19 protein-coding genes are annotated in these 22533 nt (G+C 38.6%); 14 read left to right on the top strand and 5 right to left on the bottom strand.

What is annotated here, in order from left to right; translation table 11 throughout:
* Positions 1–83: 83 nt before the first annotated feature.
* Positions 84–560, top strand: a complete 477-nt coding sequence (locus tag GJ691_RS02315) for an acyl-CoA thioesterase (protein WP_154363342.1) — start codon at positions 84–86, stop codon at positions 558–560.
* On the opposite strand, the gene GJ691_RS02310 is transcribed toward GJ691_RS02315, so the two are convergent.
* Both GJ691_RS02310 and GJ691_RS02305 read right to left on the bottom strand, forming a co-directional pair.
* Positions 544–1437, bottom strand: a complete 894-nt coding sequence (locus tag GJ691_RS02310; protein ID WP_154363340.1) for a DMT family transporter — start codon at positions 1435–1437, stop codon at positions 544–546. The two genes, GJ691_RS02315 and GJ691_RS02310, sit on opposite strands and share 17 nt — an antisense overlap.
* Positions 1434–1787, bottom strand: a complete 354-nt coding sequence (locus tag GJ691_RS02305) for an arsenate reductase family protein (RefSeq protein ID WP_154363338.1) — start codon at positions 1785–1787, stop codon at positions 1434–1436. The genes GJ691_RS02310 and GJ691_RS02305 overlap by 4 nt, the downstream gene beginning before the upstream one ends.
* A gap of 96 nt (positions 1788–1883) precedes the next feature.
* On the opposite strand from GJ691_RS02305, the gene GJ691_RS02300 reads away from it, so the two are divergent.
* Positions 1884–2351 carry a DinB family protein gene (locus GJ691_RS02300; protein ID WP_154363336.1) on the top strand — a complete coding sequence of 156 codons (468 nt, stop codon included), beginning with the start codon at positions 1884–1886 and terminating at the stop codon, positions 2349–2351.
* A 2-nt stretch (positions 2352–2353) separates the two neighbouring features.
* Here GJ691_RS02300 and GJ691_RS02295 read toward each other — a convergent pair whose 3' ends face one another.
* Positions 2354–3097 carry a DUF3298 and DUF4163 domain-containing protein gene (locus tag GJ691_RS02295; protein ID WP_154363334.1) on the bottom strand — a complete coding sequence of 248 codons (744 nt, stop codon included), beginning with the start codon at positions 3095–3097 and terminating at the stop codon, positions 2354–2356.
* Between the two features lie 88 nt (positions 3098–3185).
* Here GJ691_RS02295 and GJ691_RS02290 point away from each other — a divergent pair, with 88 nt between their 5' ends.
* From GJ691_RS02290 to GJ691_RS02275, 4 genes are all read left to right on the top strand, one after another.
* Positions 3186–4340 (top strand): cystathionine gamma-synthase, encoded by a 1155-nt coding sequence (locus GJ691_RS02290; protein ID WP_154363332.1) that lies wholly within the window; start codon positions 3186–3188, stop codon positions 4338–4340.
* Positions 4341–4530: 190 nt separating this feature from the next.
* Positions 4531–5874 (top strand): NADP-specific glutamate dehydrogenase, encoded by a 1344-nt coding sequence (gene gdhA, locus GJ691_RS02285; RefSeq protein WP_154363330.1) that lies wholly within the window; start codon positions 4531–4533, stop codon positions 5872–5874.
* 106 nt (positions 5875–5980) lie between these two features.
* A complete protein-coding gene (gene recO / locus GJ691_RS02280; RefSeq protein ID WP_154363328.1) occupies positions 5981–6700 on the top strand; it encodes a DNA repair protein RecO in 720 nt (239 codons plus the stop codon).
* Positions 6684–9113, top strand: coding sequence for a TonB-dependent receptor (locus tag GJ691_RS02275; protein ID WP_154363326.1), 2430 nt, complete (start codon positions 6684–6686; stop codon positions 9111–9113). Before recO ends, GJ691_RS02275 begins: the two co-directional genes overlap by 17 nt.
* A gap of 54 nt (positions 9114–9167) precedes the next feature.
* Here GJ691_RS02275 and GJ691_RS02270 read toward each other — a convergent pair whose 3' ends face one another.
* Entirely contained in the window at positions 9168–9587 is a 420-nt protein-coding gene (locus tag GJ691_RS02270) for a hypothetical protein (protein ID WP_154363324.1), read from the bottom strand.
* 189 nt (positions 9588–9776) lie between these two features.
* On the opposite strand from GJ691_RS02270, the gene ileS reads away from it, so the two are divergent.
* The 4 genes from ileS to GJ691_RS02250 all read left to right on the top strand — a co-directional run bounded on the left by ileS (position 9777) and on the right by GJ691_RS02250 (position 14927).
* The gene (gene ileS, locus GJ691_RS02265) at positions 9777–13178 is read left to right on the top strand and encodes an isoleucine--tRNA ligase (RefSeq protein ID WP_154363322.1); all 3402 of its coding nucleotides are present in this window, start codon (positions 9777–9779) and stop codon (positions 13176–13178) included.
* 3 nt (positions 13179–13181) lie between these two features.
* Positions 13182–13565 (top strand): TraR/DksA family transcriptional regulator, encoded by a 384-nt coding sequence (locus GJ691_RS02260; RefSeq protein ID WP_154363320.1) that lies wholly within the window; start codon positions 13182–13184, stop codon positions 13563–13565.
* A 107-nt stretch (positions 13566–13672) separates the two neighbouring features.
* Entirely contained in the window at positions 13673–14233 is a 561-nt protein-coding gene (locus tag GJ691_RS02255) for a hypothetical protein (protein WP_343033447.1), read from the top strand.
* 34 nt (positions 14234–14267) lie between these two features.
* Positions 14268–14927, top strand: coding sequence for a lipoprotein signal peptidase (locus tag GJ691_RS02250; RefSeq protein ID WP_154363316.1), 660 nt, complete (start codon positions 14268–14270; stop codon positions 14925–14927).
* Here GJ691_RS02250 and GJ691_RS02245 read toward each other — a convergent pair.
* The gene (locus GJ691_RS02245; protein WP_154363314.1) at positions 14912–15472 is read right to left on the bottom strand and encodes a 5-formyltetrahydrofolate cyclo-ligase; all 561 of its coding nucleotides are present in this window, start codon (positions 15470–15472) and stop codon (positions 14912–14914) included. The two genes, GJ691_RS02250 and GJ691_RS02245, sit on opposite strands and share 16 nt — an antisense overlap.
* 548 nt (positions 15473–16020) lie before the next feature.
* On the opposite strand from GJ691_RS02245, the gene uvrC reads away from it, so the two are divergent.
* The 4 genes from uvrC (at position 16021) to GJ691_RS02225 (ending at position 22532) form a co-directional block, all read left to right on the top strand.
* On the top strand, positions 16021–17808 hold the full coding sequence (gene uvrC, locus GJ691_RS02240; RefSeq protein ID WP_154363312.1) for an excinuclease ABC subunit UvrC: 1788 nt from the start codon (positions 16021–16023) through the stop codon (positions 17806–17808).
* 53 nt (positions 17809–17861) lie between these two features.
* Entirely contained in the window at positions 17862–20120 is a 2259-nt protein-coding gene (locus GJ691_RS02235) for a patatin-like phospholipase family protein (RefSeq protein ID WP_154363310.1), read from the top strand.
* Positions 20121–20301: 181 nt separating this feature from the next.
* Positions 20302–21444 (top strand): 4-hydroxyphenylpyruvate dioxygenase, encoded by a 1143-nt coding sequence (gene hppD / locus GJ691_RS02230; RefSeq protein WP_154363308.1) that lies wholly within the window; start codon positions 20302–20304, stop codon positions 21442–21444.
* A 341-nt stretch (positions 21445–21785) separates the two neighbouring features.
* On the top strand, positions 21786–22532 hold the full coding sequence (locus GJ691_RS02225; protein WP_317663056.1) for a DUF3108 domain-containing protein: 747 nt from the start codon (positions 21786–21788) through the stop codon (positions 22530–22532).
* Position 22533: the final 1 nt, after the last annotated feature.

Here is a 22533-nt window from a genome sequence, read left to right as displayed (position 1 = left end):
TTTCGAAATAACATTCGAGGTTTTCCAAAACTATGGTATTTTTGCTTTTCTTATGCGTGCATAATAAAAATAATTTTAAATAAATGTTTGTAAAGGAGTTTGAAGTTCGGTGGAGTGATGTGGATGCTAACCGACATTTGGCCAATTCGGCTTATATCAATTTTATGAGCCATACTCGCATGGCTTGTTTGTTAGAACTTGGTTTTGGTCATGAGGTTATGGCCAAAAATAAACTTGGTCCTGTGGTTTTTTATGAGCACATGTACTATTTTAAAGAGGTGTTCCCCGGGAAACCCGTAAAGGTCTCTTTAGAGGTTATGGGAATGAGTGAAGATGGTTCGTTCTTTGAGTTTCATCATAATTTTTACGATAGTAAAGGCCGTAATGTGGCCCATTGTGAGATGATGGGGGCTTGGATAAGTTTGGAGACAAGACAAATTTGTGCGCTTACCGAGGAACTTTTAGGTCGTTTTCAAGAATTGGAAAAGCCGGAAGGTTATCGCACATTGACCAAGGAAGATACCCGTAAATTTGCCAAAAGGCCTAAAGATTTGACTTAGTCTTTCTACTAGACAGGTATACCCCGAAAAAAACCAATGCGGCTGATAGGATTTTTACAGCGGTAAGGGCATCCTTACCTACGGCAATGGCAAAGAGAATACCGATTAACGGTTGCACATAAACAAAGGCACTTAGCGTTGATGCTTTTAATTGTGTGAGTGCGAATATGTTGAAGAGGTACGTGCAAAATGTGGTCCCGATAATTACAAAAGCAATTCGCCAAACAATATCGAACGGTAAAAGGGACCATTCTATCTCTGTTAATTCGGTGTAGCCGAAAGGCAGACAAATAAGGATTCCCAATGAGAACAGCCATTTCATAAAGGTGAACGGGTGGTATTTGGAGATCAATATTTTGGCCAATATCAGATAGGTGCCATAGAAAAAGGAATTCATTAGAATCAAAAAATTCCCCAAGGGAATGTTCGGGGCATCGTGCCGAAGTTCCGAACCGAACAATATAAGTCCCATTGCACCTAGGAGCCCTACAAATATCCCGAATACTTTTTTTCCTGAAATTTTTTCCTTGATCCAGAGGGCAGATAAGATCAATACGATAATTGGTGTTGTGGTAATTAGTACCGCACTATTTATTGGTGTTGACAGTGACAGCCCTTTAAAGAAAACAAGCATATTAAGACCCATTCCAAAGATGGCGCAAACGACCATTCTTAGGTAATCTTTTTTTGCGATTTTTTCTTTGGGCCCAAATAACGAAATAATCCAAAATAAGGTTGCGGCACCTATTACCCTAAGCACAACAAATGCATAAGCACCCACATAATTGGGCATTACACCTTTGGCAATGGTATGGTTAACCCCATAAATTGCGGTAGCACCGATTGCAGCAAGTATAGCTAAGGTTCGTTTATTCAAGGGTGAATGCTTTGCTTAGCTGCTTCAACCACTTTTTTGCTGTTGCCAACAAAGATGTTATTATTGAAAAGAATTACCGGACGTTTTAAAAAAGTATAATGTTCCAGAATCAAATTTTTATAATCGTCTTCGGTCAAGTCTTTTTGGGCCAATCCCCTCTCTTTATAAAGTCGGGCACGTTTACTGAAAAGGGATTCATAACTACCTGACAATGATTTCATTTCCTCCAATTGGGGAATTGTTATAGGTTCTGTTTTGATGTCTTGCAATTGAAATCCATCTAAAGGATCCAATTCTTTCAATATTCTTTTACAGGTATCACAAGTGCTTAGGTAGTATACTTTTTTCATGAAGTTGATGTTGTGTTCCTTGATAAATTGGTTTACAAAGAAACCGAATTCCATCGAATTTTTCTATTTTTATGCACATCACTTAAATTATATCCATTGGAAAGATTATTTAATATTACCCTACAAAACCGGAAAGCACTTTATTCGGTACTTACAAAAACCCCGAAAGAATTATTGTTGAAAATCCCTAATGGTTATCGTAACAATATCTGGTGGAACATTGCCCATGTAGTGGTGACCCAACAACTGTTGGTTTATAAATTAAGTGGGGTTGATATGAAGATCCCGTTGGAATTAGTCGATAAATTCAAAAAGGGATCCGTACCGGATGGGACAGCAACCGATGACGAAATTGATATGATCAAAGGATTTTTGTTCTCAACGATCGAATGGGCGCAAGAAGATTACGGGAATGGGGTCTTCAAAGATTTCGTGGTTTACGAAACAAGTGCTAAAGTAACCCTGAACAATGTTGAAGATGCCATTGCCTTCAATCTGTTTCATGAAGGGTTGCACTTAGGGGTTGTCCTATCGCTTAAAAAAGTGTTGTTGGCCGAAGCCTAGATTTACGATTCGATTTTCGTGGCCAAATAATTTTTCACTTCATTAAAAGGTAAGACCAAGGTTATGGCACCATCGGCATAGGACGCCACTTCGTATTGGTTGAAAAGCAGTACCAAACCTTCTTGGGTGAACCCTATGTTTTCAGGTAGGTAAAACCTATCTTCCTCGAACATAAAACCGGTACTGTTGATCGGGCCTTCTTGGGGTATGTCTTCCTGTATCCTGAATTTTGTCTCGGCAAAGTGTTCAAAATGTTCTTTATCCTTGAACAATTCCCAACTTTCGATTTCTTCCCCTTTCCTTTTATCGAAATTCAAGAACCTTCGGGTTGTATACCCATGTGCCCCTCCTGTAAAAAGATATGAATTAAGAGCTATGGTAAGCATGTTCTTGTCTTCATAGGAAACGGTTCCTGTAATTTTGGCTTCCCAACGGGTTGTTTCGTCAGGGTATAGTTTCTGAAGTTCATTGTAACCGTTCTTAAATGAACGTATGGCTTCGGAAACGGTAGTCGCTTCAATTTCATCATCATATACCAATAGGGAAATCAGCTCCTCATTCAGTGCCGTATTGATCGTTTCGGACAATTTGGATTCCTCTAAAGGTTTAGGGATTTCAATGTTTATTTTTGGACATTCTTCACATGCTTCCTCAGAAATAATTTGAGGTTCAAAGACAAGTTTGCCATCGTCTTTACATCCCAATAAAATCAAGATAAAAAGAAAAAAGGAGATTTGGGTTTTCATTTATTTTCAGTGTTTGTCTATCACAAAATTAACGCTTCATTGCAATCTTTGAAAGATAAGTATACTTTTATCCCCTAAAATATGAGGTATGGGCAAGAAAGGCTTAAAATTCAATAGTAAAACCATTCATGGTGGGCAACATCCAGATAAGGCTTATGGTGCTGTAATGACTCCGATATACCAAACTTCTACTTTTGCGCAGACAACTCCGGGAGGGCATAAAGGTTTTGAGTATTCCCGAAGTGCAAATCCAACGCGTACTGCTTTGGAGAATGCTTTGGCAAGTATTGAAAATGGTACGTACGGCCTGGCTTTTGGCAGCGGGTTGGCAGCTATAGACGCGGTCATTAAACTATTCGCCCCTGGGGATGAGGTAGTATGTACAAGTGATATCTATGGAGGTAGTTATCGCCTGTTTAAACGTGTTTTCGAGAAGTATGGTATTGTTTTTCATTTTGTAGATATGCAGGACCCAAAAAATTTAGAGGGCCATATCAATAAAAACACGAAATTGATTTGGGTAGAGACTCCGACCAATCCCATGATGAATATTGTTGATATAAAAGGTGTCGCAAGTATTGCCAAAAAACACAAAGTACTTTTGGCTGTCGATAATACCTTTGCGACCCCTTTTCTACAACAACCGTTGGATTTAGGTGCGGATATCGTAATGCATTCAGCGACCAAGTATTTAGGAGGTCATAGTGATGTAATCGTTGGCGGATTGGTGGTAAAGGACAAAGCATTGGCAGATCAACTGCATTTTATACAAAATGCAAGTGGGGCGGTTTGCGGGCCAATGGATAGCTTTTTGGTATTGAGGGGCATAAAGACTCTACATGTAAGAATGCAGAGACATTGTGAAAACGGAGAGGCCGTAGCGAATTATTTGGCTAATCATCCTAAAATTGAACATGTTTATTGGCCGGGATTCGAAAACCATCCTAACCATGCTATCGCCAAGGAACAAATGAAAGGTTTCGGCGGCATGATCTCTTTTATTCCAAAAAATGGTGGGCTTAAAGAAGCGATTGGCATTGTGGAAAAATTAGAGCTTTTTACCTTGGCCGAATCATTGGGAGGGGTAGAGAGCCTTGTTGGTCATCCGGCCAGTATGTCCCATGCCGGTATCCCCAAGGAGGAGCGTGAAAAAAGTGGGGTGCTCGATTCATTGATCAGATTAAGTGTGGGTATAGAAGATAAAGAGGACCTAATAGCCGATTTAGACCAAGCATTGATGTAATGTATCGGCATGTTTTGAGACAAATTTCGGAAGTTTTACTACACGATTGATTACGTATTGCATAATTAGACTGCGGTAATTCGAAATATAATTACAGTATTTTTAAAAAAACAAGTCATAAATTATAGGAATATTATAATTTTGACGTTATATTTTAAATTCATCAAAAACTAAAAGCATTAAATAATATATGGAGGCAAAAATCAAAGCATTCATGGATGAGGTTAAGACCCGAAACGGTCATGAGCCCGAGTTTATACAAGCAGTTCAAGAAGTAGCGGAAACAGTAATTCCCTACATTGCCAGCAATGAGATTTACAACGGCAAGAATATTCTTCTCAGAATGGTAGAACCGGAACGATTGATTTCTTTCAGGGTTGCTTGGGTAGACGATAAAGGTGAAATACATGTGAACCGCGGATACCGTATTCAGATGAACTCCGCAATCGGACCTTATAAAGGTGGGTTGCGCTTTCATCCTTCAGTAAATGCGAGTATTCTAAAGTTTTTGGCCTTTGAACAGGTATTCAAAAACAGTTTAACAACCTTGCCAATGGGCGGGGGTAAAGGTGGTTCCGATTTTGATCCAAAAGGAAAATCAGATGATGAGGTAATGCGTTTTTGTCACGCTTTTATGTCCGAATTATGCCGTCATATAGGTCCAAATACTGATGTACCTGCCGGTGATATCGGGGTAGGAGCTCGGGAAATAGGATTCCTTTTCGGTAAGTATAAAAAAATAAGAAATGAGTTTACAGGTGTTCTAACAGGAAAAGGCCTTTCTTGGGGAGGTTCAAAAATTAGACCCGAAGCAACGGGTTATGGTACGGTTTACTTTGCCCAAAGTATGTTGAAGACCAAGAACGACGATGTTAAAGGTAAAACCGTGGTTATTTCCGGTTCAGGAAATGTAGCCCAATTTGCTGCGGAAAAGGTAATACAGCTTGGGGGCAAGGTTGTAACCATGTCAGACTCCAGTGGATTCATTTATGATAAGGATGGTATCAATGAAGAAAAGTTGGCCTTTATTATGGATCTAAAGAACAACAAACGTGGTCGTATTTCTGAATATGCAGATAAATATTCTTCAGCCACCTTCCATAAGGGAGAAAAGCCATGGGGTGTTAAATGTGAGATCGCATTACCATGTGCTACCCAGAACGAATTGAACCTTGATCACGCGAAAGAACTTATGAAGAATGGTTGTATCTGTGTTGCGGAAGGTGCAAATATGCCTTCTACAGCGGAAGCCATTCATGCATTCCATGATGCCAAGTTGCTTTTTGCACCGGGTAAGGCTTCAAATGCAGGAGGTGTTGCCACTTCCGGTTTGGAAATGTCCCAGAATTCATTGCGTATCAGTTGGACAAGGGAAGAAGTTGATGAACGTTTAAAAGGAATTATGGAAGATATTCATGATTCTTGTATCGAATTCGGTAAAGAAGAAGATGGATATTGTAATTATGTAAAAGGGGCGAATATCGCGGGCTTTGTAAAAGTAGCCGACGCAATGCTGGCCCAAGGGGTTATTTAATTGATCTATGAAAACAGCAATTAGGCCTTCCGGATAACGGAAGGCCTTTTTTTATACCCGATTCTTGCAGATAGTTTTATATTTGATACCCTTCAACAAACCTATTATGCAAGTCACTACCAAAGCAATTGTGTTATCGGCCCTAAAGTATGGTGACACAAGTTTGATCGTTAAGGCCTTTACGTTGTCAGATGGGTTAAAATCTTACCTCTTAAAAGGGGTAATGGCTTCAAGAAAAGGAAAGGTAAAGATCGGTTATTTTCAACCGCTGACCCAATTGGAGCTGGTGGCCAACCATAAGAACAAAGGGAGTTTGGAAACCATTAGAGAGGTGAGGGTCTCCTATCCATACCAAACTTTACATTCTGATATTTCTAAAAATGCCATAACCCTATTTTTGGCCGAGATGTTGGCGAACAGTATCCAAGAAGAGGAATCGAATGAAGGACTTTTTCTTTATGTTGAAAGTGCATTGCAATGGTTAGATGCCAATGGCCGAATAACCAATTTTCACATATATTTCTTGATTGACCTAACCAAATACCTCGGCTTCTATCCTGATACGAACAATATGTTCGGTAATTACTTTGACCTGCTTGAAGGTGAATTTACTAATGCCATTAGTTTAAATCCTAATATTTCAGGTGAAAATTTAAATTACTTCAAAAGGTTCTTAGGCATAAATTTTGATACGATTCATACGATTAAGATGAAGAAGCCGGCTAGGCAGCAGTTGCTGCAAACGATAGTCCTTTATTTTGAATTACATTTACAGGGGTTTCGAAAACCCAAGTCACTCGATATTTTAAATGAAGTTTTCAGTTAGTATGGGAAGGGTAGTTATCATCATGATTTTTTTGATTTTCACTACTGGGAAGTCCCAAGAAATTAAGGTTCTGGATTTTTACACCAAAGAGCCTATTGTGAATGTTGCCGTTTATAATCATGATAAGTCCACCACAGCGCTGTCTGATCTTGGTGGCCTATGTGACATATCCCATTTCAAAGCCAATGAAAGAATAACCTTTAAGCATTTGAGCTATGAGGTATATAGGACCACAAAGGCACAGTTGTTAAAGAATGGTTCAAATGCCCTGATGGTATTAAAACACGAACAGTTGGATGAGGTTGTAATGTCAATCTCAAAATGGGAACAGCAAAAAAAAGACATACCGCATAAAATAGTCACCGTTAATGCTAGGACCGTAGCATTTACGAACCCACAAACTTCGGCTGATCTACTCCAAAATAGCGGTAAGGTGTTTGTGCAAAAAAGCCAATTAGGTGGTGGTAGTCCAATGATCAGAGGTTTTGCGACAAACAGGTTATTGTTGACTGTTGATGGTGTGCGAATGAACAATGCCATTTTTAGGGGGGGCAACCTTCAAAATGTTATATCCATAGATCCTTTTACGATTAACAAAACTGAGGTCATTTTTGGACCGGGGTCGGTAATTTATGGTAGTGATGCCCTGGGTGGCGTAATGAACTTTTATACCAAAAGGGCTACATTTTCGGAAACTGACAGCCTTTCTATATCTGGGAATTCCAGTTTAAGATATGCGTCGGCCAACAATGAAAAAACAGGCCATTTCGATATTAATCTGGGAAAAGGAAAATGGGCGTTTTTAAGCAGTGTGTCCTACAACGATTTTGATGATCTGAAAATGGGATCTCATGGTCCCGATGAATATTTACGAAACAATTATGTGGTTACAAATAATGGTGTTGATGTTTTGGTTGCAAACAAAGACCCAAGAAAACAAGTGATCACAGGTTATGACCAATGGAATTTTATGCAGAAGATATCCCATAAACCCAATAATAATTGGGATTTGGATATGGGATTGTTCTATTCAGAAACATCTGATTACTCAAGGTACGATCGCTTAATACGGCCCGATAGTGAAGGTTCAGGTTTACGTTCTTCAGAATGGTACTATGGTCCCCAGAGATGGTTCATGGGTAATGTACAGTTAAATAAAAAAGGCAAGGGTAAGTTTTATGACGGTCTTAAACTAACTACGGCATATCAATATTTTGAGGAGAGCAGGAATGATCGGAGTTTTCAAGACCCGGTTTTATATTCGACCAAGGAAATGGTCAATGCACTTTCTGCGAATGTCGATTTCGAGAACAAGAAAATAGGTGATTTGCGATTGTACTATGGGGTGTCCTATGTTTATAACCAAGTGAACTCCGATGGTAGTCAAAAAGATATCACCACTGATATCAGTTCAGATTCCCCATCTCGGTATCCCGATGGTTCAACATGGCAAACAGCGGCAGCTTATTTAAATGGGGAGTATAAGGCAAAGCCGAATTTTACTTTGCTTTCTGGTTTACGGTATAGCCATGTTTGGATCAATGCGGATTTTGACAAGACCTTTTATCCGTTTCCTTTTGATGATGCCAACCTAAGTACGGGTGCACTCACGGGAAGTTTAGGTTTTAGTTGGTTCCCACGGGCCAATTTACAAGTTACTTTAAATGGATCTACGGGATTCCGGGCCCCGAATATAGATGATGTGGGAAAGGTGTTTGATTCCGAACCTGGTTCTGTTGTTGTTCCCAATCCCGATTTGGAACCTGAATATGCATATAATATGGAGCTTGGGATTCGAAAAAATTATAACGACAAGTTGGTTTTCAAAGGTGCGGCATTTTATACGTACCTGGTAGATGCATTGGTTCGAAGGGATTATCTTTTCAATGGGGAATCCCAAATCGAATATAATGGGGAATTAAGCAACGTACAAGCTATGCAAAATGCGGCCAAAGCATATGTTTATGGATTTGAACTTGGGTTGGAGGCCTTTTTGACCGAGAATATTTCCTTGGTTTCCAATTTAACATTGACAGAGGGTATAGAGGAAGAAGATGATGGGTCCGATACACCGGCTAGGCATGTGCCTCCGACTTTTGGCGATATTCATTTGGTTTTCAAGAACAGGAACTTGAAAACAGATTTGTTCTTCAATTATAACGGTGAAATATCAAATGGTGATTTGGCAATTTCTGAACAGTCGAAAGCATATATATATGCGAAAGATTCAAATGGTCTGCCTTATTCGCCTTCTTGGTATACTTTGAATTTACGAACCCAATATCAATTGAACAGGGCGGTTAAATTAAGTTGTAGTATTGAGAACATTACGAATCAACTTTATAGGTCGTATTCCTCTGGGATCGCAGCACCGGGAACGAACCTTATTTTGGCGGTTGAATATGGTTTTTAAAATAAAAAACCCTGACGATAACGCCAGGGTTCAATACTTTAAAAGGAAAAACGTTTAGTTTTTGATAACGTCTTTAACCTCAGTGGCTTTTTCTTTGGCCTTGTCAGCAGCATCAGTAGCCGCATCTTTAACATCAGTACCAACTTCTTTAGCCTTGTCAACGGCGGCACCAGCAGCATCTTTTACTCCTTCGGCAGCGTTTTCACCAGCTTCTTTGGCACTATCAACGGCTTCACCAGCTTTTTCCATTGCACCTTCAGCAGCTTCACCAGCAGCTTCGGTAGCATTGTCAATAGCTTCACCGGTAGCATCGGCAGCTTCATCAATGGCTTCACCTGCAGCTTCTGCAGCATCACCCATAGCTTCACCAGCTTGTTCGGTTGCATCTTTTGCTTTTTCAGCAGTTTCTCTACATGAAACGAATGATACACTCATTGCGACCATCAAAATTGCACTTAAAATTAATCTTTTCATTTTGTTTTTGATTTAATATTTGATTTCGATTCTTTAGATATACGTTAAATATCCACTTTTGGATGCTTTAATTTAACATTTCTTTTATATGCCCCTAACTCCCTGTATTTCATTTGGTATAATATGAAATTAATTCAATCAAAATTTATAATTTTGCAGCCTTATTAAAAAAGCAATATCAGAGATACGATGAAGTTTGCAGGATACAAAGGATTGGATTTACCAAGGGTTGCAAAAGAAGAACTCAAACACTGGAAAGAACACTCTATTTTCGAGAAGAGTATAACCAGTAGGGAAGGGAATCCCAGCTATGTTTTTTATGAAGGTCCACCTTCTGCAAATGGCATGCCCGGCATTCACCATGTAATTGCCAGAACGATCAAGGATATTTTCCCCCGTTACAAAACAATGAAGGGTTTCCAGGTAAAACGTAAAGCCGGTTGGGATACCCATGGTCTTCCCGTAGAATTGGGAGTAGAGAAAGAACTGGGAATCACTAAAGAGGATATCGGGGTTAAGATTTCTGTAGAGGAGTATAACGAAGCTTGTAAAAAAGCGGTAATGCGCTATACCGATGTGTGGAATGAAATGACCGAAAGGGTCGGTTATTGGGTAGATATGGAAGACCCTTACATCACCTATAAGTCAAAATACATGGAATCTGTTTGGTGGTTGCTAAAGCAGATTTATGATAAAGGGCTTATTTATAAAGGATATACCGTTCAACCATATTCGCCAAAAGCGGGAACAGGCTTAAGTTCGCACGAAGTGAATCAGCCTGGGACATATCAAGATGTAACGGATACCACGGTTACCGCACAATTTAAAGTAAAGAAGGAAACACTCCCATCCGTATTTGAAAATATCGTTGGGGATGTACATCTTATGGCATGGACGACCACACCATGGACATTGCCTTCTAATACAGCTTTAACCGTTGGTCTTAAAATAGATTATGTACTCGTTAAGTCATTCAACCAATACACTTTTGAACCGATTCAGGTACTATTGGCTAAAAATCTGGTTAGTAAACAATTTAGTGGCAAGTTCTTTGAATCCAAAGAGGAAAGTGACTTCACAAACTATTCCGCTAAGGATAAAAAAATCCCTTATAAAATAGTAGCGGAGGCCACAGGTAAAGATTTAGTGGGTATTCGTTATGAACAGTTAATGCCATATACGCTTCCCTATCAAAATCCGGAAAATGCATTTAGGGTTATTTCAGGGGATTTTGTGACAACTGAAGATGGTACGGGTATTGTGCATACCGCACCCACCTTTGGAGCAGATGATGCCTTGGTGGCCAAACAGGCCAAACCAGAAGTACCGCCAATGCTGGTATTGGATGAAAACAACAATCCGGTTCCACTTGTAGATTTGCAAGGGAAGTTCAGACCGGAAATGAAAGAGCTTGGGGGCAAATACGTTAAGAACGAATATTATGACGAAGGCGAAGCTCCTGAAAGGTCTGTAGATGTTGAGATCGCTATTCGATTAAAGGAAGAGAACAAGGCCTTTAAGGTCGAAAAATATGTGCACAGTTATCCACATAGCTGGCGTACCGATGAACCGCTTTTATATTATCCGTTGGATTCTTGGTTCATTAAAATATCGGACGTCAAAGATCGTATGTTCGAATTGAACCAGACCATAAACTGGAAACCCAAAGCCACAGGTGAGGGTAGATTCGGAAATTGGTTGGCAAATGCCAATGATTGGAACCTTTCCCGTTCCCGATATTGGGGAATACCATTGCCCATTTGGCGTACAGAGGACGGTAAAGAGGCATTGATGATAGGTTCTGTGGAAGAACTTAAGGTAGAAATGGCCAAGGCTGTAGATGCAGGGGTTCTCGAGAAAGATATTTTCGCCGATTTCGTAGTTGGTGATATGAGTGAGGAAAATTATGGGAAGGTTGACCTTCATAAAAATATTGTTGATCAAATTACCTTGGTTTCCAAATCAGGGAAACCGATGAAACGTGAAAGCGACCTAATCGATGTTTGGTTCGATAGTGGTTCCATGCCATATGCCCAATGGCACTATCCTTTTGAAAATCAAGATTTCATTGACAAGGCCGAAACGTTCCCTGCCGATTTTATCGCAGAGGGGGTAGATCAGACCCGCGGATGGTTCTATACCTTACATGCCATTGCGACAATGGTTTTCGATTCTGTAGCGTATAAGAATGTTGTTTCTAACGGACTTGTACTTGACAAGGAGGGCAAGAAAATGTCGAAAAGATTGGGCAATGCCGTTGATCCATTTGAAACAATGGATGAGCACGGACCCGATGCCACACGTTGGTATATGATTTCAAATGCAAATCCTTGGGACAATCTAAAGTTCGATATTGATGGAATTGTTGAGGTAAAAAGAAAGTTCTTCGGAACATTGTACAATACCTATTCATTTTTCGCACTTTATGCCAATCTTGATGAATTTAAATATACCGAGGAAGACATTCAGTTAAATGAACGACCTGAGATTGACCGATGGATTTTGTCAGAATTACACACCTTGATCAAAAAGGTAGACGAAGCCTATACCGATTATGAACCTACCAGGGCTGCACGTGCGATTTCCGATTATGTACAAGAAAACTTAAGTAACTGGTATGTACGTTTGTGCAGAAGACGTTTTTGGAAAGGTGAATATGAAAAAGATAAAATATCCGCCTATCAAACATTGTATACGTGTTTGGTGACTGTTGCCAAATTATCAGCGCCTATTGCTCCTTTCTTTATGGATCGTTTGTATAAGGATCTGACCAATACTACTGTTAAGGATTCTTTTGAGAGTGTGCATTTGTCCCATTTCCCAGAATGTGATCCTGCGGTAATCGATGAGGAGTTGCAAAGTAAAATGGCCAAGGCACAGACAATTTCTTCTTTGGTTCTTTCTATACGCCAAAAAGAAAAAATAAAAGTGAGACAACCTTTGCAAAAGATCATGATCCCGGTTTTGGATGAAAATCAGCGACATGAGATTGAAGCAGTGGCCGATTTGATCAAGTCAGAGGTAAATGTTAAGGAAATAGAATTATTGGACGATGCATCAGGAATCCTCGTGAAACGGATAAAACCTAATTTCAAGGTTTTAGGTCCAAAATTCGGCAAGGATATGAAGTTGATCGCACAAGCTGTAAGTGCTTTAGGACAGGAAGACATCCAAAAAATTGAGCAGGAGGGCGAAATATCATTAGGAATCAATAATAAAAGTATTAAATTACAGTTACAGGATGTAGAGATAACCTCTCAAGACATAGAAGGTTGGCTGGTTGCTAGCCAAGGACCATTAACGGTTGCCTTGGACGTTACCATCAACGAAGATCTTAAAAAAGAGGGTATTGCTCGCGAATTGGTAAATAGGATTCAAAATATTAGAAAAGAATCGGGTTACGAAGTAACCGACAGAATTGATATTAAAATCCTTAAAGACGGTTTGGTAGAAAACGCGGTCGAAAGTAACCTTGGTTATATTAAGGCCGAAACGTTAACAGCCAATCTTGTATTTGAGGATAATTTGGAAAATGGCACAGCTATTGCTTTTGACCAAGTGAACACAAGATTGTTTATTGAAAAACATTAAATTATGGCAGAAGATTTAAAAGTAAGATATTCAGATAAGGATTTGGCGGAATTCAAAACCTTGATTGAAGAAAAAATCGTTAAAGCAAAAAGTGACTTGGAACTTTTAAAGAGTTCATATATGAACAATGGTAATAACGGTACCGATGATACTTCACCTACATTCAAGGCTTTCGAAGAAGGTTCCCAAACCATGAGTAAAGAAGCGAATACCCAATTGGCGATTCGTCAGGAAAAATTCATAAGGGACTTAAAGAATGCCTTGTTACGTATTGAGAACAAAACATATGGAATCTGCAGGGTAACAGGAAAATTGATCAATAAGGAACGATTGAAATTGGTGCCCCATGCAACGCTGAGTATTGAGGCAAAAAACATGCAGAAATAATTTAAAACGCCCTTACGGGGCGTTTTTTTATATCAATGGTGAAAAGAATCGGAAGTATATTCGTAGTTCTATTGCTTGTGTGTTTTCAAATGCTAAACGCCCAAAAAGTGATACGGAAATCCCTCCAGGACCCTGAAGCCACATATCTGGAAATCAATACCGAAAATTGTTTTAAAGTTGAGCTTTCAACCTCGGAATCAAAGGAGATTTTGGTCGAAGCCCGAATAGATGGTGAATATAAAAATGATTTATTGGTAAGGGTCGGGCATAAAGGCCCTGTAGTTGGGATAAGCGCAGGTTTTCAACCAAATTTCATTGTACCCGATGATAAGTTAAGTGCTCACAAAGTTATTTCCATATCACTCCAAATTCAAATACCTGAAAACATGAAGGTGCATATTTTGGGAACCTCTACCCAAGTAATTGCCGAAGGAAATTATTCTGAATTCAAAGCAATACTTGACGATGGCAGTTGTAACTTGAACAGGATACATGGATCAGCTCTTGTAACCACCCGTAGTGGTGATATAAATGTGTATTCGACTCAAGGTACATTCAGTATAAATAATAGCTTTGGGCCTGTTTTCAGGGATAATATACCTAGAGGGAAAGATTATTTTGACTTGACCACAACTACAGGGGAAATCCGTCTTACTAAAATCGAATAATATACCTATTTTTGCCCATCAAGATTAGTATCGAATGAGTATAAAAAAATCAGTACTGCTTATTTTCTTAGTATTGCTTATAGATCAAATAAGTAAGATTTATATTAAGACACATTTTGTTCTTGGGGAATCCTATGAGGTTTTCGAATGGTTTAAAATTCACTTCATTGAAAATTCCGGTGCTGCTTGGGGGGCAAAGTTGAATGATTTTCTTCCTATAACCGAGAACACGGCAAAATTGATTTTGACGGTATTTCGACTTTTTGCGGTTGCGGGCATCGGCTATTGGCTTTATGATAGTATAAAAAAACATTTTTCTACAACGCTGATCTTAGCCGTTTCATTGATTTTCGCCGGAGCATTGGGCAATATTATCGATTCGGTATTCTATGGCGTCCTTTTCAATGAAAGTAATGGTCAGGTGGCCACAATGTTTTCAGATGAACCATACGGAAGTTGGTTTTTCGGTAAAGTAGTGGATATGCTTTATTTTCCTATGATAGATACCACATGGCCAAGTTGGGTCCCTTTTTTCGGAGGAAAGAACTTCAGCTTTTTTGATCCTGTTTTCAATATAGCCGATATGGCGATTAGTACAGGGGTCGGTATTTTATTGGTGTTCAATAAAAAGGCATTTGGACATAAATCTGAAGAAATCCCTACTGATGAATCCGCGCTTCAGGAAAATGAATAAATTTTATTTGGCGTAATACAATAATCCAAAGGAATATCATTTTCAAAAACATCCTCAATTTTATCTTCAGGTTCAAATAAGGAAAGACCGATTTTTATCACATCAGGGTTACATTGTTGCAGGAAACGATCATAAAACCCCTTGCCGTAACCTACCCTATTTCCTTTTGTATCATAGGCCATTAGGGGTATGAACACAACCTCAATCTTATTCGGTGGGATCTGAATGCCGTCCACAGGCTCAGGAACATTCCATTTATTGGTTTTGAGCTTGGTATTGTCCGTAAGTAAATAGTGAATTAAAGAACCGCGCTCCATTTTTGGCAGGATAACGTTTTTGTCCCTCCCTTGAAGTATTGATAATAAAAAAACGGTGTCAATTTCTTTCTTACCTAATATAGGTAAGAAAATGTGGTAATACGAGAAATTCCAAATAGGAAGTTCCAAAGACTTATTCGCAATCAATAGACTCTCTTGTGAAATTTTTTCCAGAGAAATTTGATTCCTAAGTTGGGAATATTGTAATCGTAAATCTGATTTCAACATGTGGGGTGGTTGAATAGTTACGATTAAAGATACTAAGTGATTTTTACTCTTTTACAGCTACTGCGATATAAATTTTAAAAAATAGCATTAAAATCAAGTAGGTCCCGAGGGTTATTATATAATTGTCCATGTGAAATGTGATTTTGATTATCTAAATGTAAATAAAAAATCATTACAATCACTATTAAGTGCGCATTTTTATCGATGAAATACACTATTTGAAGGAAATTTTAACAATTCGTTAAAAGAAAGAAGGGGTTTAATTAATGATTATCTTTATATACTCATTGAATTATTAATGGCTAAAGGCAAAATTTGTATTCAACTTATAAACGCTTCGGGTCATTGTTAAATGCATTGAAAATTTATCTACCGGCCCTTAAAGGGTTTATTTTTGTTATAAGGTTCATGCTGCCAAAAAAAAGTATAGTCCATATACAGACGTTCTTATTTTGAAAAGGTAAAAAAAGAAGGGAACATCTTTCTTTTGTTCAAAAACATAGTAACTTAACATATTAGTTAAAAAAGTAAATTTCCCACAAGAAATAATGACCGAATTACCCTTAAAAATACAAATCAGCACATTGCCGAAAAGTCCTGGGGTATATCAATTCTATGATGATGAGAATAAGATCCTATATGTGGGTAAGGCGAAGAACTTAAAGAAAAGAGTTTCGTCTTACTTTACAAAAAACCACGAATATGGGAAAACGAGGATATTGGTCAAGAAAATAAAGCATATTAAGCATATTGTTGTCTCGACCGAGTCTGATGCATTATTACTAGAGAATAATCTTATCAAAAAGTATAGGCCCCGTTATAATGTTTTGCTTAAAGATGATAAATCGTATCCTTGGATCTGTATAAAGAATGAACGTTTCCCAAGAATCTTCCCGACCCGTAAATTAATCAAGGATGGGTCAGAATATTTTGGTCCTTATACCAGTATGTATACGGTAAAGACTTTGCTGGAATTGATCAAGAACATTTATCCCATAAGAACCTGTAATTATGATCTGTCCCAAGAAAAAATAAATGCAGGAAAATACAAGGTGTGTTTAGAATATCATTTGGGAAACTGTTTGGGGCCGTGTGAAGGGTTTCAATCCATCGGGGATTATGATCGACAGGTTAGTGAGATTCGTGATATCCTAAAAGGTAATTTTAAATCTTCATTGCAATCCTTCAAAAACAAAATGAAATCGCTTGCAGATGAAATGCGTTTTGAAGAGGCACAACAATTTAAGGATAAGATCAACGTGCTTGAGAATTATCAATCAAAGACTACCATTGTAAATCCGAAAATCAACAATGTAGATGTTTTTTCCATAATTACGGATGATGCCTTTGCCTATATCAACTTTTTACAATTGTCGCACGGTTCGATCATTAGGTCCCATACCATGGAAATTAAAAAGAAGTTAGATGAAAAGGATGAGGATTTGTTACAATTGGCGATCTTTGAACTAAGGCAAAGATTCAATTCGGAATCAAAAGAGTTATATGTGCCTTTTAAGGTCGTGGTCGAGCCTCATTTAAAGGTGACCATTCCCAAATTGGGGGATAAACGAAAGATTCTTGATCTTTCCATTCGAAATGCCAAATACTATAGGCAGGAAAGGTTTAATCAGATCAAGATCATGGATCCGGAAAGACATACGAATAGGATCATGGCCCAAATGAAAATAGATTTGCGGTTATCCGAAGAGCCAAGGCACATAGAGTGTTTTGATAATAGCAATATTCAAGGAAGCAATCCTGTGGCGGCCTGTGTGGTATTCAAGAACGGGAAACCATCTAAAAAAGACTATAGGCATTACAACATAAAAACGGTAGATGGCCCCGATGATTTTGCATCTATGGAGGAAGTGGTTTTCAGGCGATATAAAAGATTGTTGAATGAGGAGCAACCTTTGCCTCAATTAATCGTCATAGATGGGGGTAAGGGCCAGTTGTCATCTGCCCTCAGGAGTTTGGATGTTCTTGGGTTAAGAGGGAAGATTGCCATAATTGGTATCGCCAAACGGTTGGAAGAAATTTACTTTCCCGAAGACCCTATCCCCCTTTATCTGGACAAGAAGTCGGAAAGCCTGAAAATAGTACAGCAACTAAGGAATGAAGCCCATAGGTTCGGTATTACCTTTCATAGGAATAAAAGAAGTAAGGCGGCCATTAATTCGGAGCTGGAGAATATTGAAGGTATCGGGGAGAAAACGGCAAGCGATTTATTGAAAAAATTCAAGTCAGTGAAAAGGATCAAGTCGGCCTCGCTCGATAATTTAACGGCAGTGGTAGGTATGGCCAAAGCAAAAAAGATTTTTGAAGCATTTCATTGAATAAAAGGGCATGTAAAGTTTGGAGTATGGGTATGAATAAAATTCGATTTAAGATGAAGACCTTACCTTTTATGATATTGTTGCTTTTAGTGCTTCATGTAAAGGCTCAAGATCCTGAACCTAAAAAGGAATTGAAGGTAGGTCTGGTACTTAGTGGCGGGGGGGCAAAAGGATTGGCCCATATAGGAGCGCTTAGGGTCATAGAGGAAGCCGGGGTAAAGATCGACTATATTGGTGGTACCAGCATGGGGGCCATTGTGGGGGCATTGTATGCTTCTGGTTATTCGGCGACCCAACTGGATTCTATATTCAGGAATATCGATTTTGAAAGTCTCATCAGCGATGAATTACCCAGGAATGTCAAAACATTTTATGAAAAGGAAGATTCCGAGAGGTATGCCATAAACCTACCATTTGATAATTTCAAACTAACTATACCCCAAGGTTTTTCCGGAGGTCAGAATATCTATAACGAAATGGTGAAATATCTTTATCATGTCAAGGATATAAATGACTTTAGTAAATTACCCATTCCGTTCGTATGTATAGCCACCAATGTTGAAACAGGTAAACCTGTTATATTGGACAGGGGCTATTTGCCAGAGGCTATAATGGCATCGGGCACCCTTCCTTCCTTATTTGAGCCTGCAACTATTGATGGCAAAGTGCTTATAGATGGTGGTGTTGTAAATAATTACCCTTTAGAGGAGGTTAAGAAAATGGGTGCCGATATTATTATTGGGGTAGACGTGCAACACGCCTTAAGGGATAGGAGTGAGCTTTTGTCCGCTACCGAGATTTTATTTCAGATCAACAATTATAGGACTGTCGGGGACATGGTCAATAAAGCGGCATCTACAGATGTTTACATTAAACCCGACATGTCAAACTATTCTGTAATGGATTTTGATTTGGATGATGAGATTATCGAAAAAGGAAAAAATGCCGCAGAGGATAAATTGGAACAATTAGAGAAAATTGCTTCGCAGCAATCGGTTCATTTTCCTAAGGCTCATATAAAACCCGTTGATACTTTAGTGATTTCCAGATTATCGCTCCAAGGGGATAATGAAAGATATACACGTGGGTACGTAAAAGGAAAACTTAGGTTTAAATTGGGAGAGAAGACCACCTTTAAAAAATTGCAACAAGGTATAAGCAATTTAGCGGCGACCGGTAACTTTAAGACCATTCGATATGAGCTTTTATCATACGATATTGGGGAAGAACTTATTCTTAAACTGAACGAAAGCCCTAACAGGACTTTCTTAAAGATCGGCGCCCATTACGATGATCTTTATCATAGTGCGGCAATCATTAATCTTACCCATAAGAATCTGTTTTTCGGTGATGATGTTGCGTCCTTTGATTTTATTTTGGGGGATCAACTACGATATAATATGCAATATTATATAGATAAGGGCTCATATTGGAGTTTTGGGATAAATTCCAGGTTCGATAATTTTGGGGAAGAGATAAATTTTGATTTAATAGAAAGTAATTTTCCTGTTTCACCCGGCCTGAACATCAATAATTTGAATATGGATGTTCTGGATCTAACCAATCAAATCTATGTACAGACGGTCCTTCAAGAAGAATTCAGCTTTAGTTTAGGTGTTGAGCATAAGTTTTTGAAATACAGCACCGATACTTTTGGGGCTTCTACAGATGAGGATAATGAAATGCTTGCCAATTCAACGGACGATCGCACGTATTTTGATAAAAGCAATTATTTCAGTGCTTATGGCAAGTTGAAATTAGATACCTATGACGACACCTATTTTCCTACTCGGGGATTGTTTTTTGACGGGGATTTTCACTTTTATTTATTATCCTCTGATTTCAACAATAATTTCAAGGAATTTTCCGTGGCAAAAGCTAGAATGGGAGGAGCATTTTCTTTGGCCAATAATTTATATTTAAACCTTGAAACGGAAGGAGGTTTTAAGCTGGGGACTTCAGGGGTAACCTCTTTTGATTTTATTTTGGGCGGCTATGGGAATAACCTCATTAATAATCTGGTCCCTTTCGTAGGTTATGATTTTCTCTCGTTTCTTGGCAATAGTTACGTAAAATCATATGCACGTGTTGATTTTGAATTTGCCCCGAAAAACCATTTGATGTTGACTGCTAATTATGCCAATGTCGATGATGACCTTTTTAGGACGGGAGAGTGGTTCACTGCTCCCAATTATTCGGGTTATGGTATAAGTTACGGGCTAGAATCTTTGATGGGCCCCATACAGGTAATGTACTCTTGGTCGCCGGAAGGTAGTAGCAGGCTTTTCTTTAGTGTAGGATATTGGTTTTAAGTTGGATAAGAACGCATTACAGGATTTTTACGATATTTGTCTTAGAGCAAATTCACGTGATAAAAAAAAGAATTGATATAACGGCCCATCTTAGGGCAATGTGGTAAGGCATAGCTTCGGTTTAAAAAATGGCTGTAAGGCCGAATATGCTTTTTTATATCATTCTAAAAACTTAAATATCATGTCTACCTTAGATAATACTTCTTTGCGATTGCCGAAAGAAAATCCAGAAGCTGAAGATTTTTTACCCCTTTTGGGAACAGACCATGTAGAGCTTTATGTGGGTAACGCTAAACAGGCGGCACATTACTATATTTCCGCTTGGGGGTTTCAGCCCTTGGCCTATGCAGGTTTGGAAACCGGTCTAAAGGATCGGGTTTCCTATGTATTGCAACAAGATAAAATTCGATTGGTTCTTACATCACCTCTAAAATCAGGTGGCCCCATCAACAAACATATAGATGCCCATGGCGACGGTGTAAAGGCCATAGCCCTTTGGGTAGATAATGCAACCAAAAGCTTTAAGGAAACTTTGGCAAGGGGTGCTGAAAGTTATATGGAACCTCAGGAATTAACTGACGAACACGGGGAGGTTGTACTGTCAGGTATTCATACCTATGGGGAAACCGTTCATATTTTTGTTGAAAGAACAAATTACAACGGTGTCTTTCTACCCGGATATAAAAGTTGGGACCCCTATTACAAAGCCCCTGGGGTGGGCTTAAAATATATAGACCATATGGTCGGTAATGTAGGGTGGAACGAAATGGATAAATGGTGCCGATTTTACGAAAAAGTTATGGGTTTTGCCCAATTGGTCTCCTTTGATGACAAGGATATTTCAACGGAGTACACTGCTTTAATGAGTAAGGTAATGAGTAATGGTAACGGCAGGATCAAGTTTCCGATCAACGAACCGGCCGAAGGTAGAAGAAAGTCCCAAATAGAGGAGTATATCGAGTTTTATAATGGGGCAGGGGTGCAACATATGGCCATGGCCACCGATAATATTATCGAAACGGTATCGGCATTAAAGAATCGGGGAGTTGAGTTTTTAACCGTTCCCCCCACCTATTACGAAGACGTTTTGGACCGTGTCGGGGAAATAGATGAGGATCTGGCACCGTTAAAAGAACTGAGTATACTTATAGATAGGGATGATGAAGGTTATTTGCTTCAAATATTCACCAAACCCATATTAGATCGGCCAACCATGTTCATTGAGATAATTCAAAGGAAAGGTGCCAAATCTTTCGGGAAAGGAAATTTCAAGGCACTTTTTGAAGCTATAGAAAGGGAACAGGAATTAAGGGGTACGCTCTGATTTTTTCTTAACGATTTGCCAAATATGAAGCTGCAACCCTTAATAACTGTTAAGGCTTTAGTTAAAGTACGTTAAAAGGGTTTTTAGGACCAAGGGTATGTATTAAATTTGTACTCGTAAGGGGTGGTTCCCTTACAACTTTAAGTATTGGTTTTTCATAATTTAAAGTTTGGTTGGTTATTTAGGAAAAGCCCAGTTGTAAGACTGGGCTTTTTTTTATACAATACTTTGGAACAAATATTGTTTAAGTAAATGTAAACATTAAGATAGATTGATTCTGTTTTAGTAGCTTTACTTTAGATTTAGGTATGAGGGTATTTTTTACAATTTTGTTTTTGACCATTTCATTTGGCATTAATGCACAGAATGGTGATTCGGTTTTTGAACCAGGGGAATGGTTAAAGTTCCGCATGCATTATGGTTGGTTGAATGCTAGCTATGCTACTTTGCAGGTCAGTTCTTCCAATATAAACGGCAAACCGGTCTACCATGTTATAGGAAAAGGAAAGACTACAGGTTTTGCAAGTATCTTTTTTAAGGTCGATGATAGATATGAAAGTTATTTTGACAAAGAAAATGGCCAACCCTATCGGTTTATAAGAAAAATTGATGAAGGGGGATATAAGAAAGATGTCGAAATCAATTTTGACCATAATAAGGATAAAGCGGTCCTTAATGATAAAAAAAACAAGAAAAAGATTAATTTTGCACTTCAAGATAGCATTCAGGATCTTATTTCAGCCTTTTATTATCTAAGGAACAATTATGAGCCAAAAGATCTGGTAAAAGGTGAAGCCATAAAATTGAAACTATTATATGATGATGATGGTATTTTCGATTTTAAATTAAAGTATTTGGGCGATGAGGTAATAAAGACCAAATATGGGAAGGTCGAATGTTATAAATTTAGACCATTGGTGCAATCGGGAAGGGTGTTCAAAGAGCAAGAGAGCCTCACCCTGTGGGTGTCGAAGGACCAGAACAGGATACCCATTAGAATTAAGGCCGATTTGGCCGTAGGTTCAATTAAGGCCGATTTAGACGGGTATAAGGGCTTAAAGCACCAGTTCAAAATATTAATGGAATGAC

The sequence above is a fragment of the Maribacter luteus genome, from assembly GCF_009674825.1.
GTDB classification, from domain to species: Bacteria; Bacteroidota; Bacteroidia; order Flavobacteriales; family Flavobacteriaceae; genus Maribacter_A; species Maribacter_A luteus.
The sequence above is the reverse complement of the archived record's forward strand: the minus strand, read 5'-3'. Positions and strand labels throughout refer to the sequence as shown.

What these genes read in the sequence shown, in the direction of transcription:
- ileS (WP_154363322.1), top strand. Translation starts at nt 9,777, where the DNA reads ATGAAGTTTGCAGGATACAAAGGATTGGATTTACCAAGGGTTGCAAAA.
- GJ691_RS02260 (WP_154363320.1), top strand. Translation starts at nt 13,182, where the DNA reads ATGGCAGAAGATTTAAAAGTAAGATATTCAGATAAGGATTTGGCGGAA.
- gdhA (WP_154363330.1), top strand. Translation starts at nt 4,531, where the DNA reads ATGGAGGCAAAAATCAAAGCATTCATGGATGAGGTTAAGACCCGAAAC.
- GJ691_RS02275 (WP_154363326.1), top strand. Translation starts at nt 6,684, where the DNA reads ATGAAGTTTTCAGTTAGTATGGGAAGGGTAGTTATCATCATGATTTTT.
- GJ691_RS02270 (WP_154363324.1), bottom strand. Translation starts at nt 9,587, where the DNA reads ATGAAAAGATTAATTTTAAGTGCAATTTTGATGGTCGCAATGAGTGTA.
- GJ691_RS02290 (WP_154363332.1), top strand. Translation starts at nt 3,186, where the DNA reads ATGGGCAAGAAAGGCTTAAAATTCAATAGTAAAACCATTCATGGTGGG.
- GJ691_RS02235 (WP_154363310.1), top strand. Translation starts at nt 17,862, where the DNA reads ATGAAGACCTTACCTTTTATGATATTGTTGCTTTTAGTGCTTCATGTA.
- GJ691_RS02245 (WP_154363314.1), bottom strand. Translation starts at nt 15,472, where the DNA reads ATGTTGAAATCAGATTTACGATTACAATATTCCCAACTTAGGAATCAA.
- GJ691_RS02250 (WP_154363316.1), top strand. Translation starts at nt 14,268, where the DNA reads ATGAGTATAAAAAAATCAGTACTGCTTATTTTCTTAGTATTGCTTATA.
- GJ691_RS02295 (WP_154363334.1), bottom strand. Translation starts at nt 3,097, where the DNA reads ATGAAAACCCAAATCTCCTTTTTTCTTTTTATCTTGATTTTATTGGGA.
- GJ691_RS02305 (WP_154363338.1), bottom strand. Translation starts at nt 1,787, where the DNA reads ATGAAAAAAGTATACTACCTAAGCACTTGTGATACCTGTAAAAGAATA.
- recO (WP_154363328.1), top strand. Translation starts at nt 5,981, where the DNA reads ATGCAAGTCACTACCAAAGCAATTGTGTTATCGGCCCTAAAGTATGGT.
- hppD (WP_154363308.1), top strand. Translation starts at nt 20,302, where the DNA reads ATGTCTACCTTAGATAATACTTCTTTGCGATTGCCGAAAGAAAATCCA.
- uvrC (WP_154363312.1), top strand. Translation starts at nt 16,021, where the DNA reads ATGACCGAATTACCCTTAAAAATACAAATCAGCACATTGCCGAAAAGT.
- GJ691_RS02315 (WP_154363342.1), top strand. Translation starts at nt 84, where the DNA reads ATGTTTGTAAAGGAGTTTGAAGTTCGGTGGAGTGATGTGGATGCTAAC.